This is a genomic window from Pseudomonas sp. TAE6080 (assembly GCF_018732265.1).
In the GTDB taxonomy this organism is placed as follows: domain Bacteria; phylum Pseudomonadota; class Gammaproteobacteria; order Pseudomonadales; family Pseudomonadaceae; genus Aquipseudomonas; species Aquipseudomonas brenneri.
The window spans coordinates 1-17949 of the sequence record NZ_JAHIDY010000030.1; the positions used below are offsets into that span (position 1 = coordinate 1).

Annotated in this window: 16 protein-coding genes and 2 pseudogenes; 9 read left to right on the forward strand and 9 right to left on the reverse strand. The window is 61.1% G+C overall.

Features of this window, described 5'->3' with window-relative positions; genetic code table 11:
- The coding region (locus KL786_RS20740; RefSeq protein ID WP_215518833.1) for a retention module-containing protein at positions 1 to 1831 on the reverse strand (1831 nt) is incomplete at its 3' end.
- Between the two features lie 477 nt (positions 1832 to 2308).
- On the opposite strand from KL786_RS20740, the gene KL786_RS20745 reads away from it, so the two are divergent.
- From KL786_RS20745 to KL786_RS20755, 3 genes are read left to right on the forward strand one after another with little or no spacing between them, the layout of a single operon-like run.
- On the forward strand, positions 2309 to 3667 hold the full coding sequence (locus tag KL786_RS20745; RefSeq protein ID WP_065942637.1) for a TolC family outer membrane protein: 1359 nt from the start codon (positions 2309 to 2311) through the stop codon (positions 3665 to 3667).
- 23 nt (positions 3668 to 3690) lie between these two features.
- On the forward strand, positions 3691 to 5850 hold the full coding sequence (locus KL786_RS20750) for a type I secretion system permease/ATPase (protein WP_215518834.1): 2160 nt from the start codon (positions 3691 to 3693) through the stop codon (positions 5848 to 5850).
- A 10-nt stretch (positions 5851 to 5860) separates the two neighbouring features.
- Positions 5861 to 7216, forward strand: coding sequence for an HlyD family type I secretion periplasmic adaptor subunit (locus KL786_RS20755; RefSeq protein WP_032863460.1), 1356 nt, complete (start codon positions 5861 to 5863; stop codon positions 7214 to 7216).
- A gap of 120 nt (positions 7217 to 7336) precedes the next feature.
- Here the strand turns inward: KL786_RS20755 and KL786_RS20760 are convergent, their stop codons facing one another.
- Both KL786_RS20760 and KL786_RS20765 read right to left on the reverse strand, forming a co-directional pair.
- On the reverse strand, positions 7337 to 7933 hold the full coding sequence (locus KL786_RS20760) for a tRNA-uridine aminocarboxypropyltransferase (protein ID WP_215518835.1): 597 nt from the start codon (positions 7931 to 7933) through the stop codon (positions 7337 to 7339).
- Positions 7934 to 7935: 2 nt separating this feature from the next.
- A complete protein-coding gene (locus KL786_RS20765; RefSeq protein ID WP_215518836.1) occupies positions 7936 to 8829 on the reverse strand; it encodes a LysR family transcriptional regulator in 894 nt (297 codons plus the stop codon).
- A 288-nt stretch (positions 8830 to 9117) separates the two neighbouring features.
- Between KL786_RS20765 and speB the strand changes: the two genes are divergently transcribed.
- Positions 9118 to 10068 (forward strand): agmatinase, encoded by a 951-nt coding sequence (gene speB, locus KL786_RS20770; protein ID WP_215518837.1) that lies wholly within the window; start codon positions 9118 to 9120, stop codon positions 10066 to 10068.
- Positions 10069 to 10142: 74 nt separating this feature from the next.
- Positions 10143 to 11525 (forward strand): sodium:solute symporter family protein, encoded by a 1383-nt coding sequence (locus KL786_RS20775; protein ID WP_032863464.1) that lies wholly within the window; start codon positions 10143 to 10145, stop codon positions 11523 to 11525.
- 378 nt (positions 11526 to 11903) lie between these two features.
- Here KL786_RS20775 and KL786_RS29900 read toward each other — a convergent pair whose 3' ends face one another.
- Together KL786_RS29900 and KL786_RS29675 are read right to left on the reverse strand one after the other, a co-directional pair.
- Positions 11904 to 12026 carry a PA1414 family protein gene (locus tag KL786_RS29900; protein ID WP_003210728.1) on the reverse strand — a complete coding sequence of 41 codons (123 nt, stop codon included), beginning with the start codon at positions 12024 to 12026 and terminating at the stop codon, positions 11904 to 11906.
- A gap of 139 nt (positions 12027 to 12165) precedes the next feature.
- Positions 12166 to 12288: pseudogene (locus tag KL786_RS29675) on the reverse strand (LysR family transcriptional regulator); the annotation flags it as partial.
- On the opposite strand from KL786_RS29675, the pseudogene KL786_RS20780 reads away from it, so the two are divergent.
- Positions 12274 to 12425, forward strand: a pseudogene (locus KL786_RS20780) (YbfB/YjiJ family MFS transporter); the annotation flags it as partial. The pseudogenes KL786_RS29675 and KL786_RS20780 sit on opposite strands and share 15 nt — an antisense overlap.
- Before the next feature lie 80 nt (positions 12426 to 12505).
- Here the strand turns inward: KL786_RS20780 and KL786_RS20785 are convergent.
- Complete coding sequence (locus tag KL786_RS20785) at positions 12506 to 13342, reverse strand: CvfB family protein (RefSeq protein ID WP_029292380.1); 837 nt, start codon at positions 13340 to 13342, stop codon at positions 12506 to 12508.
- Positions 13343 to 13678: 336 nt separating this feature from the next.
- On the opposite strand from KL786_RS20785, the gene KL786_RS20790 reads away from it, so the two are divergent.
- The 3 genes from KL786_RS20790 to KL786_RS20800 all read left to right on the forward strand — a co-directional run bounded on the left by KL786_RS20790 (position 13679) and on the right by KL786_RS20800 (position 15734).
- The gene (locus tag KL786_RS20790; protein WP_007946007.1) at positions 13679 to 13858 is read left to right on the forward strand and encodes a PFL_1563 family small protein; all 180 of its coding nucleotides are present in this window, start codon (positions 13679 to 13681) and stop codon (positions 13856 to 13858) included.
- Positions 13859 to 14078: 220 nt separating this feature from the next.
- Positions 14079 to 14801: a TorF family putative porin gene (locus KL786_RS20795; RefSeq protein ID WP_215518838.1), complete on the forward strand. Its 723-nt coding sequence runs from the start codon at positions 14079 to 14081 to the stop codon at positions 14799 to 14801.
- 66 nt (positions 14802 to 14867) lie between these two features.
- A complete protein-coding gene (locus tag KL786_RS20800; RefSeq protein ID WP_215518872.1) occupies positions 14868 to 15734 on the forward strand; it encodes a DUF6279 family lipoprotein in 867 nt (288 codons plus the stop codon).
- On the opposite strand, the gene copD is transcribed toward KL786_RS20800, so the two are convergent.
- Genes copD through KL786_RS20815 form a run of 3 tightly spaced genes read right to left on the reverse strand, consistent with a single transcriptional unit; the run spans position 15731 to position 17913 of the window.
- Positions 15731 to 16657 carry a copper homeostasis membrane protein CopD gene (gene copD / locus KL786_RS20805; protein WP_215518839.1) on the reverse strand — a complete coding sequence of 309 codons (927 nt, stop codon included), beginning with the start codon at positions 16655 to 16657 and terminating at the stop codon, positions 15731 to 15733. The two genes, KL786_RS20800 and copD, sit on opposite strands and share 4 nt — an antisense overlap.
- Entirely contained in the window at positions 16654 to 17040 is a 387-nt protein-coding gene (gene copC, locus KL786_RS20810) for a copper homeostasis periplasmic binding protein CopC (RefSeq protein WP_032863468.1), read from the reverse strand. The genes copD and copC overlap by 4 nt, the downstream gene beginning before the upstream one ends.
- Positions 17041 to 17100: 60 nt before the next feature.
- Positions 17101 to 17913, reverse strand: coding sequence for a copper resistance protein B (locus KL786_RS20815; protein ID WP_421527391.1), 813 nt, complete (start codon positions 17911 to 17913; stop codon positions 17101 to 17103).
- Positions 17914 to 17949 lie beyond the last annotated feature (36 nt).

Consider the following 17949-nt stretch of genomic DNA (forward strand, 5'->3'; position numbering starts at 1 on the left):
TCGCGGGTGTAACAGGGCCAGTAGGAATGCGGTCGGCGCCTTGCACATCGTTGCCCAGCACGCTGCCGGTCAGGATCAGTTGGCTTTCAGAAGCCACTTGTTCATTGCTGTCATCGGCCGCCGTCGGCACATCGTCCACCACGCTGATATGCAGCGTGCCAGTGGCCGTGCTGTTGTTGGTGTCAGTGGCGATCACGCTGAAGCTTTCGCTCAGCTCATTGGCCCCAGCGGCCAGCGGATGCGCCTCAGTGCCCGTCAGGGTGTAGCTGTAGCTGATCACCCCGGTGCCCGCATCAAAACCGGTGATGGTCAGGGTATTGCCCAGTCCGGTGGCGATCGATTGCGGGAAGCCGGCGGCGACACCGCCGGATACCACGCTGATCCCGCCCACGGACAGATTCTGTAAACCATCCACTGCCGACACGGTCAGGCTGCCGGTGCGGGTCAGCGCGCCAGCGTCGGGGCTGCTGCCGTCCACCAGGTTTTTTTCATAAAGCGTCAGGTCGGCGCCATTGACGCTGATGCCACCGATCACCACGGGGTCATCGTTGTTATGCACTTGCAGCACCAGGTTGGCGGTGCTGGTGTCGCCGTCGGCGTCGGTCAGGGTGTAGGTGAAGGTTTCGGTGCCATTGCCGCCGCCCAGCAGCGCTACAAAGTCAGGATCGCCGGTGTTCAGTGTGTAGGTGTAGCTGCCATCGGTAGCCAGGACCAGAGTCCCGTATTGGCCGGTGAAGCTACCGCCGACAATCGGGCCGCTGGCGACGCGGTCGGCGCCCTGGGTATCGTTGTCCAGGACATTGCCGACAAGGGTCAACAGGCTTTCCGATGCGCTGCCTTCATGGCTGTCATCCAGCGCCTTGGGTACATCGTCGATAACCGTGATATCCAGCGAACCCGTGGCGGTGTCGTTGTCGCTATCGGTGGCAACCACCGCAAAGTTTTCGCCAAGACTGTTGGTGCCGCCGCCTGACGGATGAGCCTCATTGCCCGTCAATGTGTAGCTGTAGCTGATCACCCCGGTGGCCGCGTTATACCCGGTAATACTCAAGGTATTGCCCAACTCGGTGGTGATGCTTTGCGGGAAACTGCTGGTCACCCCGCCGCTGACCACGCTGATGCCGCCCACCGTCAGGCTCTGCAGGCCATCGGGCGCCGAGACGTTGAAGGTGCCGCTTTGCACCAGCGCTGCCGGACTGCTGGTCGAGCCTTGGGCAAGATTGGCCTCGTTGAGCGTCAATTCGCCACCCTCGACCGCCAGCCCATCCAGGCTCACCGGGTTATCGGGAGGCACCACTACCGGCGGACCATTGCCGGTATCCGGCTGCCCGGCGACCTGGAACAACGGAAACTCTGGAATCGCGCCAAAGCCCGCCGTCGGAAAGCCGATGACCGGCTCCACGCGCCCGGCAACTTCGGTCAACAACACAAAGGAGTGCCCACCGCCCAATTCACCGGCCGCGGTGCTGCCGGTCTGGCCGGCGGCCGTGGCTTCACCGGTCTGGGTCGGGTCGGCACCGGCAGCAATGGCTTTTTGCAGTTGCTGCACATCAGTCAACTGCGCCTGGCTGGGCGCAAGGTCTTCAGACCCATGCACCTGCGGCGCCTGTCCGGCCAGCAATTGCGGGGAAAGGCCCAGGCTGCTGTCGCGCCCCAGGGTCAGCTCATGGCCGTTGGTCAGTTGCACCGCCACCGCACCCGCCGCGCCGGTCTGCAGTTGCTCGCCGGCAAACAGTCGGTCGCCTTCGATCAGGCTACGGCGACTGCCATCTCCCGCCACGGCAAAGACTTCCCCAACCACCTTGCTGACAACACCGATTAACTTGGCCATGTGCTTATCTCCCTGTCCGACCCCAGTAGTCGAAACCTCGGTTACGTGCACAAGCGCAACAGATCCGGTGGTCTGGGCCTCGCCCGAAAGTGGCACAAAACTGATTCAAATCAGCCGCCAACCCGCGCTTCAAGCCGTTTGCAGAGAACCTTCCCAGGGACAAAGTGACAAAAAACCGTCACCATAAAATTCCCTTTTTTCCTCTACCCCATCATCCGCTTGCACTTGCGATTGAACTTTCCTCAAGCCTGAAAACGCGCCAAAGCGCACAGAACTCAAGGCTTGTGCTTTGAACAATGTCTTGCTTCGCGCAGAACGCATAAGTTTTTTTGGACATAAACATTATGAGAAATCCTTCTTAGGTCCTCTCGCAAATGTTCTTAGCTCTGTTGTTACAAGCCTGAGACGGTTTGACCCCATGAATTCGTCAAATAAATGGCGACAGACCAGTAACACTGATCCACAGGAGATGTACCCATGCGCGTCTTGACCCCCCTCTGCAGCGCGATTCTGATCGCCATGGCCTGCACCAATGCCCAAGCGATGTCGCTGACCCAAGCCATCCAAAGCACGCTGGACACTCACCCGGAACTGAACGCCAGCCGTAACAGTCGGTTGTCAGCCGATGAAGATGTAAAAGTCGCCAAGGGCGGCTTCTACCCCAGCCTCGACCTCAACGCCGCCTACGGCCGCGGCTACAGCGACAACAGCACCACCCGCGCCCGTGGCGGCAATCACCACACCGAGACCGACAACTACACCCAGTCGGAACTGCGCCTGCGCCAGATGCTGTTCGACGGTTTCAACACCTCCAACGAAGTGCAACGCACGGGAGCTGTGGTCAACTCACGTGCCTATTACACCCGCGGCACTGCCGAAAGCCTGGCCCTGCGCACCGTCGAGGTGTACTTGGAAGTACTCAAGCGCCGCGACCTGCTGACCCTGGCCAAGAACAATCTGCAGGCCCACCTGCGGGTCACCGACCAGATCGGCCTGCGCACCGAACGCGGCATCGGCAGCACCGCCGACCGCGACCAGTCCACCGCCCGTCGGGCCCTGGCGGACAACAACTACCAGACGGCCATGGTCGACCTGCAAGACGCCGAATCGAACTTCTATAGCGTGGTCGGGCGCATGCCGGACGAACTGGAAAGCCCGGCCTCGATCAAGGGCGAGTTGCCCGCCGACCAGCTCGGCGCCCGGCGCAGCATGCTGGAGAACAACCCCTACCTGAAGTCCGCCCAATCCGATGTGATGGCCGCCGAGAGCCAGTACGAAGTAGCCAAGTCGCCGTTCTATCCACGCTTCGATGCCGAGGCCGCAGTAGGCGCCAATAACAATGTGCAGGGCGACCTGGGCCACGACAACGAATGGCGGGTGGGCGTGGTGATGAACTACAACCTGTTCCGTGGCGGCAGCGACAAGGCCCGCCTGGCGTCGGACTCGCACAAAATCAACCAGGCCATGGACATCCGCAACAACGCCCTGCGCATGCTCAATGAAAACCTCAACCTGGCCTGGCATGCCATGGACAACGCACGCATCCAGACCCCCACCGCCCGCGAATACGCCGAAACCACCCAACGCGTGCGTGCGGCCTATCAGGACCAGTTCGGCCTGGGCCAGCGCACCCTACTGGACCTGTTAGACAGTGAAAACGAGTTGTACAACGCCAACCGGCGCTACACCGAAGTGCGCTACACCGAAGAGTTCTCCATGTACCGCGTGCTGGCCAACATGGGCGAGTTGCTGAACAAGGAGCGCGTGGTCGTACCGGCCGAAGCCATTGCCCAGTCGGAAGTCAGAAGCGAAGCCCACTTGCCTGACCTGAAGTAGCCAACGAAGTGGAGCAGACCGCCGTGAGCCAGATGGAACCGCTGAACCCGGGTGTCGACCCGCGCCAGAGCTTTGATGACCCGTTGCTCGACGGCCTGCTGATCCTGTGCAAGCTGCACAGTTGCACGGTCAGCCGCGCCAGCCTGAGCGCCGGGCTGCCCCTGGCAGAGCAACGCCTGAGCCTGGACTTGCTGCCACGTGCAGCGGCCCGGGCCAGCTTGCAGGCGCGGGTTTTGCGGCGGGAACTGGGAGCGATTTCGGCACTGAACCTGCCCGTGCTGCTGCTGCTCAAGGACGGCCGTTGTGCGGTCCTGCGGCGTTGGAGCGAGGATGGCCAGGCGCTGATCCTGCCCAGCGAAGCCGAGGGCGGCGAGCAATGGGTCAGCCGCGCAGAACTCGACGCGGCCTACAGCGGCCAGGCATTGTTCGCACGGCCTCGGCATGAGATCGAAGACCTGCGCGCGCCGCTGGTGCCGCGGGTCGAGGCGTGGTTTCGCGACACCTTGAAGCTGTCGCGCTGGCTATACAGCGATGCGATTCTCGCCAGCTTATTGATCAACCTGCTGGGCCTGATGGTGCCGCTGTTCGTCATGCAGACCTACGACCGCGTGGTGCCGAACCAGGCCACGTCGACCCTGTGGGTGCTGGTGATCGGCCTGCTGATCGGCACGGGTTTCGAGCTGGTGCTGCGGGTGGTCCGCGCCCACTTGCTGGACACCGCCGGCAAGAAGACCGACGTGATTCTTTCGGCCACCCTGTTCGAGCGCATCACCGGCATGTCGATGAAAGCACGCCCGGCCACCATCGGTGGTTTTGCCCAGAGCATCCATGACTTCCAGGGCCTGCGCGAATTCCTCACCGCCGTGACCCTCACCAGCCTGATCGACCTGCCCTTCGCCGTGCTGATGCTGGTGGTGATCGGCCTGCTCGGCGGTTGGCTGGTGATCATCCCTTTGTGCGCGTTCCCGCTGACCATCGGTTTTGCGATGCTGATCCAGGCCCGCCTGCGCGATACCGTGCAAAAAAGCCTGAGCCTGGGCGCCGAACGCCAGGCACTGTTGATCGAAACCCTCGGCGGCCTGGAAACCCTCAAGGCCTGCAGCGCTGAAAGCGAGCGCCAGCACCAATGGGAAAGTACCCATGGCGCCCTCACCCGCCTCGACAGCCATGCACGCAACCTCTCGGCGCTGGCCACCAACAGCACCCTGTTCATCCAACAGTTTTCCGGGATGGCGACCATTGTCGCCGGGGTCTACAGCATTATTGCCGGCAGCCTCAGCGTCGGTGCGCTGGTGGCCACCTACATGCTCGGCAGCCGGGTATTGGCGCCGCTGGGGCAGATCGCCGGGTTGATCACACGCTACCAGCAGGCGCAATTGACCATGCGCAGCACCGACGCGCTGATGGCCCTGCCCCAGGAACGCGACCCGCAACAGCGCCCGCTGGAGCGCACGCAACTGACGGGCGCCCTGGAAGTCAGCCAGGTGACCTTCCGCTACGCCGGGCAGAACGCCCCGGCCCTGAACCAGGTCAGTTTCCAGCTCAAGGCCGGCGAACGCGTGGGGATTATCGGCCGCAGCGGCTCGGGCAAAAGTACCCTGGGCCGGTTGGTGATGGGCTTTTATACGCCGCAAGAAGGCCAACTGCTGCTCGATGGCCTCGACCTGCGGCAATTGGATGTCGCCGACCTGCGCCAGCAAGTGGGCTATGTCGCCCATGATCTGCCGCTGCTGGCCGGTAGCCTGCGCGACAACCTGACCCTCGGCGCGCGCTATGTCAGCGATGCGCGGATGCTGGAAGTGGCGGAGCTGACCGGCGTCAGCGAACTGGCCCGCCAGCACCCCCAAGGCTTCGACCGGCCGGTGGGCGAGCGCGGGCAACTGCTGTCCGGCGGCCAACGCCAAGCCGTGTTGCTGGCGCGCGCGCTGCTGCTCGATCCGCCGATCCTGCTGCTGGACGAGCCCACCAGCGCCATGGACAACAGCAGCGAAGAAACCCTGCGCCAGCGCCTGGAAGTGTGGGTCAAGGGCAAGACGTTGCTCCTGGTCACGCACCGCACCTCGATGCTCAGCCTGGTCGACCGCTTGATCGTGCTGGACAACGGCCGCATCGTGGCCGACGGCCCCAAGGAAAGTGTGATCGATGCATTGCGCAAGGGCCGTGTCGGCTCGGCCGCGGTCTAGGAGCCCCACCATGTCAGCCACTCCCTCGTCACCGGGCTACTTCAAGAGTTTTGGCAAAACCGCCGACAGCGAATTCATGCCCGAACTGGCGGGCGCTTCGCTGCAGGATTCGCCGCGCCGTTCACGGATTATCGTGTGGCTCACCGCCGGCCTGATCATCTGCGCCCTGCTGTGGGCCAACTTTGCCGTACTCGATGAAGTGACCATGGGCGAAGGCAAGGCCATCCCGTCGAGCAAAGTGCAGGTGATCCAGAACCTGGAGGGTGGCATCGTCACCCAGATCTACGTGCGCGAAGGACAGATGGTGGACAAGGGCGACAAGTTGCTGCAACTGGACGACACGCGCTTTCGCTCGAACAAGGGCGAAAGCGAAGTCGACCGCTATGCCCTCACTGCCCAGGTCGAACGCCTGTCCGCCGAGGCCGAGGGGCGGCCGTTCAAATTGTCAGATGAAGTGATCGCCAAGGCCCCGCAAGTGGCCGAGGACGAACGCTCGCTGTTTGAACAACGCCAGCGGCGCCTGAGCAGCGAGCAGCGGACCCTGACCGAACAGTTGCGGCAGAAAACCCAGGAACTGGCGGAGTTTCGTTCCAAGCAGGGCCAATTCAGCTCCAGCCTGGCGCTGTTGCAACAAGAGATGAACATGTCGGCGCCGCTGGTGGGCACCGGCGCGGTATCACCGGTGGAAATCCTGCGCCTCAAGCGCAGCGCCGTGGAGATCCGTGGCTCGTTGAACGCCACGACCCTGGCGATTCCCCGCGCAGAGTCGGCGATCAATGAGATCAAGAGCAAGATCGACGAGTCGGTGCAGAGCTTTCGCTCGGAAGCGGCCAAGGAACTCAACGAAAAACGCACTGATCTGTCGAAAATCACCGCCACCAGCATCGCCATTGACGACCGCGTGAGCCGCACCACCGTGGTCTCGCCGGTCCATGGGGTGATCAAGCAGCTGAAGGTCAACACCATCGGCGGCGTGGTCCAGCCGGGCAGCGACATGGTGGAAATCGTGCCACTGGAAGACAACCTGCTGATCGAGGCCAAAGTGCGGCCCCAGGACGTGGCGTTTTTGCATCCGGGGCAGAAGGCGATGGTCAAATTCAGCGCCTATGACTACACCATCTACGGCGGGCTGGCGGCGAAACTGGAACTGATCGGCGCCGATACGATTACCGACGACAAGGGCAACAGCTTCTACCTGATCCAGGTGCGCACCGATAAGAACCATTTGGGTGGGGATAACAAACCGCTGCTGATCATTCCCGGAATGGTGGCGACGGTGGACATTATTACCGGGGAGAAAAGCGTGCTGGATTACTTGCTCAAGCCGGTGTTGAAGGCGCGGACGGAGGCGATGCGTGAGCGTTAGCGGTGTTTGGGCGGGCGCCATCGCAGGCAAGCCAGCTCCCACATTGACCGCGTTGCTCAAGACATGCGCGGTCAATGTGGGAGCTGGCTTGCCTGCGATGGCCTCACCTCGGTGAACCTGCTAATCACCTCCATGATTGCGCTGGAAAACCTCCTCCCCCATCGCCGCAATCTGCCCCTCGATCAACGCTTCAAACGGCCGCAACAACGGCTCGAATGACTGCGGTGCCTCCAGCACCTGCAACGCCTGCACGATCGCCTCCACCGTCGACAACGCTCCCGGCCCCGGCGCCTTGCGTAATCGATAACGGGACACGGCGCCCGCCGCCAGCGTCACCCGGGGCAACGCCGCCAGCAGCGGGTTGAGGTGCAGCAACTTGCGCGCCTTGCGCCAGGTGCCGTCGGGCACCACCAGCAGCAACGGCAGGTCGGATGGGTTATACGCCTGCAACGGTTGCGCATCCTCGGCGGGAAACAACAGCCGCGCCTGATACCCCGGCGGGTTGAGCAAGGCCGGCAAATCCTCGAACACTTCGCCCACCACCAGTTGCGCATTGAGCAACCCCAACGCGGCAAGGCGCGCAGTGTTGAGCGCGTGGTTGACCTCGCTGGGGTGTTGCAGCAGCAACACCCGGGTGCGGCTGTCCAGGCTCGGGATCAACGCGCAGAGGCAGTGGGTGGTCGGCCGCAGGCAGCGGGGGCATTGGGGTCTGGACATGGTCAGGCCTGATTGAGCTGTGCTTTGAGTAAATCGCGGAAGGTCTGGATCAACGGCTCGCGGCTGCGCCCACGGCGCATGATCATCGAAAACGGCGCCTGGTAGCCAAAAGTCGCCGGCAGCAGCACTCGCAAATCGCCCTTGTCGGCCCAGGCCTGGGCGTAGTGTTCGGGTAAATAGCCGACATAGGCGCCGGACAGCACCAGGATCAACTGCGCTTCCATACTTTCTACCGTCGCGGCGCTGTGTTTGAAGCCATGGCGCGCCAGTTCCGCCTGGCTCCAGTAACCGCGCCCGACCATGCGTTGCTGGGTAATCACCTGCTCCGGGATACGCCGCTCGCTGAACAGCGGATGCCGCGAACTGCAGTAGAGCCAGTGCTGTTCGCGGTACAGCGGCATGTAGACCAAGCCACTCATACGGTTGGAAAAAGCGCCGATGGCCAGGTCCAGGCGGTTGTCCTGCACCCCCAATTGCAACTCGTAGGGGCTCATCACCGACAAGTGCAAATGCACCGCCGGGTGCTCAAGGCTGTAGGCACCAATGACTTCGGCGAATGGCAGGGCCTTGTCGCTGACGGTGGAATCGAGCACACCCAGCTTGAGCGTGCCGCGCAACTCGCCCTTGAGCGCCGCCGCATATTGCTCGAAGCCCTCCAGTTCGCCCAGCAGGCGCAGGGTTTCCTGATGAAACAACTCACCCTTGCTGGTCAGGCTGAAACCGCCACGCCCGCGATGGCACAGCACCAGGCCCAACGCGCCTTCCAGCTGGCTCATATAGGTGCTGATGGCCGACGTCGACAGGTTGAGTTCGTGCTGGGCATTGGCAAACCCCTGGTGGCGCACCACGCTGACGAAGATGCGCAGCAGTTTCAGGTCGGGTAAAGCGCTGGCCATGGAACCTCCAGGCAAAAAAATCGGCTGACATGCCCGTTCCCTGTAGGAGCGAGCTTGCTCGCGAAAAACGTTAACGATAGCGCGTGCATTCAGAATGCATGCAGCGCTCTCTGGTTTTTCGCGAGCAAGCTCGCTCCTACAGGGAACGGGTTCGGCAATCCGGTGGAGTCTACCCCAGGCATTAGTTTAGAAAAATCTGAACTAAGTATTTCCCCACAGCGATTCTTCCCTTGCCCGGCATTTCGCAGAATCAGCCTCTGATAAACACAACAACGATGAGGCACTCCCGTGGACAAGATCTTTCACCAGCCACTGGGCGGCAACGAAATGCCGCGCTTTGCCGGCATCGCCACCATGATGCGCCTGCCCCACCTGCAAACCGCTGCCGGCCTGGACGCCGCCTTTGTCGGCGTGCCCCTGGACATCGGCACCTCGCTGCGTGCCGGTACCCGTTTCGGGCCCCGTGAGATCCGTGCCGAGTCGGTGATGATCCGCCCCTACAACATGGCCACTGGCGCTGCGCCATTCGACTCGCTGTCAGTTGCCGACATCGGTGATGTGGCGATCAACACCTTCAACCTGCTGGACGCCGTACGCATCATCGAAGAAGCCTACGATGAGATCCTCGCCCACAAGGTGATCCCGTTGACCCTGGGTGGCGACCACACCATCACCCTGCCGATCCTGCGGGCGATCCACAAGAAGCACGGCAAGGTCGGGCTGGTGCATATCGATGCCCACGCCGACGTCAATGACCATATGTTCGGCGAGAAAATCGCCCACGGCACCACCTTCCGCCGGGCCGTCGAAGAGGGCCTGCTCGATTGCGACCGCGTGGTGCAGATCGGCCTGCGCGCCCAGGGCTATACCGCCGAAGACTTCAACTGGAGCCGCAAACAGGGGTTTCGCGTAGTCCAGGCCGAAGAGTGCTGGCACCAGTCCCTTGCGCCCTTGATGGCCGAAGTTCGGGAAAAAGTTGGCGGCGGCCCGGTGTACCTGAGTTTCGACATCGACGGCATCGACCCGGCCTGGGCGCCCGGCACCGGCACCCCGGAAATCGGCGGGCTGACCACCATCCAGGCGATCGAGATCATCCGTGGTTGCCAGGGCCTGGACCTGATTGGTTGCGACCTGGTGGAAGTTTCGCCGCCCTACGACACCACCGGCAACACCTCGTTGCTGGGCGCTAACCTGCTGTACGAAATGCTCTGCGTGCTGCCTGGCGTCACGCACCGTTGATGTAAGACCGATAAACCGGCGGCGCTTCCCGCCGCCCGGACACCTATAAAAATAATAATGGGAGACTCGCCACCATGGCTCTGGATCTATTCGTCGTACTCATCTACGCCGCCGGCATGCTCGTGCTCGGCTATTACGGCATGCGCCGGGCCAAGACCCATGAAGACTACCTGGTCGCCGGGCGCAACCTGGGGCCGACGCTGTACATGGGCACCATGGCCGCGACGGTGCTCGGTGGCGCATCCACCGTGGGCAGCGTGCGCCTGGGTTATGTCCACGGTATTTCCGGTTTCTGGCTCTGCGCAGCGCTAGGCGCGGGGATCATTGCGCTGAACCTATTCCTTGCCAAACCCTTGCTCAAGCTGAAGATCTTCACCGTGACCCAGGTCCTGGAGCAGCGCTACAACCCCATGGCCCGCCAGGCCAGCGGGCTGATCATGCTGGCTTATGCGCTGATGCTGGCGGTGACCTCGATCCTGGGGATCGGCACCGTGATGCAAGTGATGTTTGACCTGCCATTCTGGGCAGCGATACTGCTGGGCGGCGTGGTAGTGGTGATCTATTCGACCATCGGCGGCATGTGGTCACTGACCTTGACCGATATCGTGCAATTCGTGATCAAGACCGTCGGCCTGATGTTTATCCTGCTGCCGATCTGCCTGTACCGCGTGGGCGGCTGGGATGAACTGGTGGCCAAGCTGCCGGCGGCCAGCTTCAGCTTCACCAGTATCGGCTGGGACACCATCCTCACCTACTTCATGATCTATTTCTTCGGCATCCTGATCGGCCAGGACATCTGGCAGCGGGTGTTTACCGCCCGTGACGAAAAGGTCGCCAGGTATGCGGGCACTTTCGCCGGTTTCTACTGCATCCTCTACGGCCTGGCCTGCGCATTGATCGGCATGGCGGCCCACGTGCTGATCCCGGACCTGGGCAACGTCAACAACGCCTTCGCCGCCATCGTCAAACTGTCGTTGCCCGATGGCATCCGCGGCCTGGTGATCGCTGCGGCGCTGGCGGCCATGATGTCCACCGCCAGTGCCGGCCTGCTCGCCGCCTCCACCGTACTGACCGAAGACCTGCTGCCACGCCTGCGCGGCGGCAAACAGTCGAGCCTGAACATCAACCGCCTGTTCACCCTGCTCACCGGCATCGCCGTACTGGGTATCGCCCTGGTGGTCACCGATGTGATCAGCGCACTGACCCTGGCCTACAACCTGCTGGTCGGCGGCATGTTGATCCCATTGATCGGGGCAATCTACTGGAAGCGCGCTACCACCTCGGGCGCAATCAGCGCCATGGCACTGGGCGTCACCACGGCGCTGGTGTTCATGATCAAGGATGGCTTGGAGGCAAACACACCGATCTACTACAGCCTGGGTGTGAGCGTGGTGAGTTTCGTGCTGGTGAGTGTGCTGTCGCGTCGACCAGAGGCCACGGCGGCCGACGCAGCCTGAGCAAGGCTTTCTTCAGCGGGTGCGACGTCGGTTGTCGCATCCGTTTTTTTGTTTACTGCCCAGTTTTTTCAAAAAGGTCGTCGCACTCGTCACAGGCAAAACTGTTAACAAACGACATAGCCCTATCTTCCTTCCTTGAAAAGGGCAGGAATATAAAGCGTGCAAATACAGAAAAGGTCGAGAGAGCAGACAAAAGGAAACGTCCGATCAGAATACTTCCAGAGTCAGACAAAACGAACGCAACTTAATTTAGGAACCAGGTCTTCGACCGGTACAGGGCTATCGCATACAAGCACGCACGCCCCAATCTACTGTGCTCCAGGGACAGTGTGACGAGTGATCGCGCCCAAACACCAATGTCTGAGCGCTTTTCAGGCCTTACCTGCGACGCGGACGGCGCTGTTCGTCATCGGTGCGGATAGGCACCGGTTGCAGCGGTGGCTCGATCAAGCCAAGTGCGACGCCGAGGTCGTGCAGCCAGTTTTGCAGTTTTTCTTTCATGGTGCCCCCTTTGAGGGTAGTGCTGAGCAGCTGGAGTTCTGTGGCTGCTTCCTACAGATAGTAGTACTAAGTCCCACGCAATGCTTGCCTGAAACCGCAACGAACCATTACTGAATTGATACAAATCCTGACGGGCCGGTCAGGCAATCGCGCGGGGCTCTTGTGCCGGCCGCGTCTTGCCCTCTTGCTGCAGGTCAATCCATGCATTGAGATTAGCCCCGAGCATGCCCTTGCGCCACATCAACCAGGTGATGGCATGGGCTTGGCATTGGGTGTAGTGCTCTGCGGGCTGCCGTTCCTGGTGTGCATGCAATTGGTGATGCACGCTTGCGGGAAGTCGCGCCTCACGGTGCGCAACGCAACACGGGCCTGCTGACCGCGTGTTTTGCGCTAGGGAAGTGGCTTGATAGTGGCGGGAGCGCTGCTGTTGCCGCCGGTTTGGCGCAATGATCCATTGCGCCAAACCGGCCAGCCACTGATCAGCTCAGTTCAATGCGATCGGCATGAATCACAATCTGGCCCTGCTTGTACAACGCACCAATGGCCTTCTTGAAGTTGCCCTTGCTGACGCCAAACAGGTTGCTGATCACGGTCGGGTCGCTCTTGTCGCTGACTGGCAAGCTGCCATTGTTTTCACGCAACTTGGCGAGGATCTTCGAGTTCAGGCTAGACGCCGCTTGCTCGCCGACCGGTTGCAGGCTCAGGCTGATATTGCCATCGGCGCGGATTTCCTTGATGAAGCCCTTCTCTTCCTTGCCCGGACGCAGGAACTTGAACACTTCGTTCTTGTGGATCAGGCCCCAGTGCTTGTTGTTGATGATTGCCTTGAAACCCATATCAGTGGCTTCGGCAACCAGCAAGTCGACTTCCTGGCCCACGGTGTAGTTGGCCGGGGTCTTGTCCAGGTAACGGTCAAGGCGCGCAGTGGCGGTGATGCGCTTAGTGTGCTTGTCGAGGTAAACGTGTACCACGCAGTATTCACCGGCGGTCAGTTGGCGCTTTTCCTCGGAGTACGGCAGCAACAGATCCTTGGGCAGGCCCCAGTCGAGGAACACCCCGATGCTGTTGACTTCTACCACTTTCAGGCTGGCAAACTCGCCCACCTGCACTTTTGGTTTTTCGGTGGTCGCGATAAGTTTGTCATCGCTGTCCAGATAAATAAAAACGTTAAGCCAGTCTTCATCTTCACTGGGAATATCTTTGGGAATATAACGATTAGGCAAGAGGATTTCGCCCTCTTGCTCACCGTCCAGATACAAACCAAAGTTAGTGTGTTTAACCACTTGCAAACTGTTGTAGCGCCCGACTAAAGCCATTTCCAATACCCTCATTGCGTGGGCGGCATTCTACCCGAGTTGAAGGCCGCGGTCCCATGTCCAGGCGCGCGCGCCCCTGAAAAATCGCGGGCCTACCAAGAATTTTGGCCAATCGCTCCGCTCGTCAGGTCAACCCACAGGCCGGCACCGCTGGCCAGGTGCTATTTTTCACCTGGGGTTTCTATTTAAAACAGCGAGTTAGGCCCCTCAGCCAAACACCAACTTAGGGTATTTATAATAACGCAGCTTATTCCTGGGAGATATTTACCAAGCAATTGTCAAGCATTTCATGTACGATAGCTGGCCAAGTTAATTTTCTACAGGTTAGTGGCCGCCATGCGCGTAAAAGCATCCAACAGCAAAGCAAAGCCAGCTCCCGCCGTTGAAACCAGCGAATCGATCAACAACCAAATCGCCGCGTTCCTCAAGTCCGGTGGCGAAATCCAGCAGATCGCCAAGGGCGTGAGCGGCCAGACTTTCGGCCCGTCCAAGCAGATCACCCTGGGTAAAAAGTAAGCGCGCCAAGCCGCCTACGCACCCTACCTGGTCCCTAAGCGCCTTGCCTATCAAGGCGCTAGGACTAGAGCAAGCAACATCCCCCCGACACACACTCAAATCATGCCAATCGACGAACGGGCCTCAACCCCTGACTTTCGCCGGTATGCTTGCACACGTCTAGCACGGGCATTTGCCCGATTTCTTCTGTTACTGCTCCTCGCTTTTCATGGAGTGACGCATGCTCAAAGCCTGCATTTTCCTGGTCAGCGCCCTGCTCGCCAGCCCCCTTGCCGAAGCGCAGGTGTTCCAGCGTGAATTGGGCGACTTCGACCTGAAACTGGGCACCACGCCCAGCCGCAGCATGGCCCAGGGCCTGGTCAAACCCACGTCACCGGGCAGCAACTCGTTCCACGGCGGCCTCGACCTGAGCCACGCCAGCGGCCTGTATTTCGGCCAGTTCTCGCCGAGCATGGGCCTGTCGCCTGCGAACAACCTCGAAGTCGACTCCTATATGGGCTTCAAGCGCCCGTTCGACCAGACCCTGGGCTATGAACTGGGGATGATTCACTACAGCTACCCCAAACTGAGCCCCCTCGACAGCCAGGAGTTCTACGGCGGCCTGAATGTGCTGGGCAATCGGTTTGGAGTTTCACTGGGCAACGACCCCGACCGCCGCGACAGCACCCTGTTTGCCGACCTCGGCGGCACCCAGCCGTTTGGTATTGGCGTTAGCATGAAGTACACCACCCATCAATTGGGCACCCCTGCGGCAGTGGATGGCGGCTCGATTCGCAGTTTCAGCGACTGGTCGGTGAAATTCTCCCGGCCGTGGATGGGCATCGACCTGGACCTGATCTACAGCGACTCCAACCTCAGCGGCAGCGACTGCTCGGCCTACTCCGGACACAATTCGCAATGTGATGGCCTGTTGACCTTGAAGGCCGAGCGGTCGTTTTATTGATGGGCTGAACTGTCGCGCCCCTGGCGGGTTCAGATGAGCACCCCTGGCCCGCACAAGGACACGCCCATGCTGCGTCGGTTAAAACTGCTGGTAGTCCTGCTGACCTTGAGCGCCGTTCTGGCTGGCTGTAGCCGTGTCGACCTGGCCTATCGCAACCTCGATGTGATTATCCCCTGGTCCCTCAGCGACTACCTGGACATGAACCCTGGGCAGAAGAGCTGGTTCAACGACACCCTCAAGGAACACCTGGCCTGGCATTGCACCACTCAATTACCGGGTTACCTGGGCTGGCTCGACCGCCTGCAACAGATGGTCGCCAACCATCAAGTGACAGACGCCACACTGCAAGCCCGCACCCTTGAAGCCAAACAGGCGATTGCCGACGTTGCCCGGCAAATCACGCCATCAGCCATCGAGTTGCTGCGCGGGCTGGATGAACAACAGGTGCGCGAAATGGACCTGGCACTGGCCAAGGATCTGCGTAAACGCCAGGACGAATACCTCAAGCCGCCCCTGGCGCAACAGATCAAGGACCGCAGCGAGCGCATGAGTAAACGCCTGGATGGCTGGTTGGGCCCGTTGAGCGCCAGTCAGCAAGAACGTGTGCGCAACTGGTCCGCCGCCCTGGGTGCACAGAACCAGCAATGGATCGGCAACCGCGCCCAGTGGCAGGCGCAGTTCATCGCGGCGCTCGATCAACGGGCAAACAGCGACTTCCCGCAGAGGATGGAGCAACTGCTGGTGGACCGTGAAAGCCTGTGGACCGCCGACTATCGCCAGGCCTATGCCCAGACCGAAGCCGCGGCCCGCAGCCTGCTGGTGGACTTGATGGCCGAAAGCACAGTGCAGCAGCGCCAGAAACTGCTGCAGAAAATCGACAAGGTGCGCAGCGACTTCCAGTCACTCAAGTGTCTCAAGGGCAGCCAAGCCTAGTCCGACGACATCGGGCCCAATGTCCCCAGCCACGCGACCAGTCCGAGGATCAGCAGCACCGCGCCAAACTCCAGGCTCAAGCTGCGCCGCAGGGCACGACAGGCCACCGTATACTCACCAGCATCCACCGCCCGGTGCATGAACGGGCTCAGATGGAAGCGGTTGAGTGCCGCCATCCCCAGCATCACGCCAAACAGCGCCAGTTTCAGGCTGAGTAGAATGCCGTAGGTGCTACCCGTGATGCCATCCAGGTTCGGCCCGACAATAAACAGGTAATTCACCACGCCGGTCAGTATCAACACCGTCACCAGCGCCACGCCGATCACCTCAAAGCCGGTCAGTGCCCTGGCCAGGATCCTCGCACGCTGAATGTCCTGCACGCTGCCTGGCCTCAACAACAACCCAAACGCCGCCAATGCCCCGACCCACGCGCCTGCCGCCAACAGATGTGCGCTGTCCGCGATCAGGTGCCAGGCCCGAAGCGCTCCGTCATCCATCGCACCATGACCGGCCCAGGCCAGTGTCGCCAAGGCGACACCCGCGGCCCAGGTCGCCAGCCACAGACTGGCGCTGGGCCATCTTGCACTGGTCAAGACAGCCAGAACGGCTACCAACATCGCGCAGATACGCAGCATCCAGGTCAAGCCCAACTCGGTCTGCCACAGCATCATCTGCAGATGCGGCCCAAGCGCCTGCCACTCTTGCTCGCCGCTCATGGCCTGAGTCATAACCAATAGCGAAGCCATCGAAAGCGACACGCCAAGAAACGCGGCACCGACCAGCCAGCCCTTGAAATTCAACACAGCACCGGATATCCGCTCCGATGCCTTCAGACCATACAGACCAAACAAGCCCAAGCCGAACAGCAGCATCAAGTCCAGGTACAGCGCAAACCGCAAGGCGACGCCCACTGAGTCACTCATGGCTGGACGCTGAACACCACATCGCCGGTAATGGGGTGAGTGTCAGACGACACCGCGCGCCAGTCCACCCGGTAAGTCCCGGCCGGCAACGGCGCCGCAGGCTTGATCAGCATCACCTTGGGGTCGCTGCTGCCCGACACGCTGGCTTTGATTGGCATGGGCGAATGGGCCATGCCGGGCATCGCGGTCATGATCAGCTTGGCCCCGGAAAACTGGGTCATCAGGTTTTCCGAAAAGTGCAACTCGATGGTCTCGGGCGCCGGCCCGCTTGCCCCGGCCGCTGGCAGTGAAGACAGCAACTTCGGATGGGCCCAAGAAGGCCCACTGAGCAATAATCCAGAACACAGCGCAACCGCCACCAACGTAGTTTTAAACACAGACATGCAAGGCTCCTGGCCGCTCATGGCGGCAGGTTATAGGTAGAGTTGTTTAATCAGCATCCATCAAAACCACAGGCGTACACCCAGTACCCAGCGCACCTCGCTGCGGTCCTCGCCCTCGTCCCTGGCGTACTCGGCCGTCTGGCCGTAGGCACGATTCCAGGTCACACCGACATAAGGCGCAAACTCGCGACGGATTTCGTAGCGCAACCGGACCCCGACCTCGGTTTCCGCAAGGCCTGAACCAATCCCGCGTCCTGGATCGTTTTTCCCGTAGAAATTAGCCTCGGCGGTAGGCTGCAGCACCAGCCGATTGGTCAGCAAAATATCGTAGTCCCCTTCAAGGCGCGCAGCGGTCTGCCCACCTTCACCGACAAACAGTGTGGCCTCGGCCTCGAAGTTGTACAGGGCCATGCCTTGCAGGCCGAACGCAGCCCAACTCTCGCTGTCACCGGGCTTGAAGTCCTGGCGCAGACCGGCCACTACGTCCCACCAGGGGCTGATGGCATGCCCCCATAGGGCCTGGACCTCGGCTTTTTCAGTCTTGCCCTTGGCGCGCTCACCTTCGGTGCGCAGCCACAAGCGGTCGATATCACCGCCAATCCAGCCCTTGGCATCCCAACCCACGGCGCGGCCATCGTCAGAGCCTTGCCATTCCAGTTGATTGATCACAAACAATGAGTTGATGCCACTGTCATGCACCACATGCCCGCCCGGGGCGTCGTAGACCGCGGCGCGATCAGCGTCGGTCAACGGTGGAATCGGCGTACGACTCTGGCTGGTAGCCGCCGGTTTGGCTGGCGTCATGCCCTGCATCTGGCTATGGTCCATGGTTTCAGCGCTGGCCAGCGCTACGGGGGCAAATGTTGCGATCATTAGCGCAACGGGACGAAATAGATGGCTCATGCTCGG

What these genes read in the sequence shown, in the direction of transcription:
- copD (WP_215518839.1), bottom strand. Translation starts at nt 16,657, where the DNA reads ATGAGTGACTCAGTGGGCGTCGCCTTGCGGTTTGCGCTGTACCTGGAC.
- KL786_RS20815 (WP_421527391.1), bottom strand. Translation starts at nt 17,913, where the DNA reads ATGATCGCAACATTTGCCCCCGTAGCGCTGGCCAGCGCTGAAACCATG.
- KL786_RS20785 (WP_029292380.1), bottom strand. Translation starts at nt 13,342, where the DNA reads ATGGCTTTAGTCGGGCGCTACAACAGTTTGCAAGTGGTTAAACACACT.
- KL786_RS20745 (WP_065942637.1), top strand. Translation starts at nt 2,309, where the DNA reads ATGCGCGTCTTGACCCCCCTCTGCAGCGCGATTCTGATCGCCATGGCC.
- copC (WP_032863468.1), bottom strand. Translation starts at nt 17,040, where the DNA reads ATGTCTGTGTTTAAAACTACGTTGGTGGCGGTTGCGCTGTGTTCTGGA.
- KL786_RS20795 (WP_215518838.1), top strand. Translation starts at nt 14,079, where the DNA reads ATGCTCAAAGCCTGCATTTTCCTGGTCAGCGCCCTGCTCGCCAGCCCC.
- KL786_RS20765 (WP_215518836.1), bottom strand. Translation starts at nt 8,829, where the DNA reads ATGGCCAGCGCTTTACCCGACCTGAAACTGCTGCGCATCTTCGTCAGC.
- KL786_RS20775 (WP_032863464.1), top strand. Translation starts at nt 10,143, where the DNA reads ATGGCTCTGGATCTATTCGTCGTACTCATCTACGCCGCCGGCATGCTC.
- KL786_RS20760 (WP_215518835.1), bottom strand. Translation starts at nt 7,933, where the DNA reads ATGTCCAGACCCCAATGCCCCCGCTGCCTGCGGCCGACCACCCACTGC.
- KL786_RS20800 (WP_215518872.1), top strand. Translation starts at nt 14,868, where the DNA reads ATGCTGCGTCGGTTAAAACTGCTGGTAGTCCTGCTGACCTTGAGCGCC.
- KL786_RS20755 (WP_032863460.1), top strand. Translation starts at nt 5,861, where the DNA reads ATGTCAGCCACTCCCTCGTCACCGGGCTACTTCAAGAGTTTTGGCAAA.
- KL786_RS20790 (WP_007946007.1), top strand. Translation starts at nt 13,679, where the DNA reads ATGCGCGTAAAAGCATCCAACAGCAAAGCAAAGCCAGCTCCCGCCGTT.
- KL786_RS29900 (WP_003210728.1), bottom strand. Translation starts at nt 12,026, where the DNA reads ATGAAAGAAAAACTGCAAAACTGGCTGCACGACCTCGGCGTCGCACTT.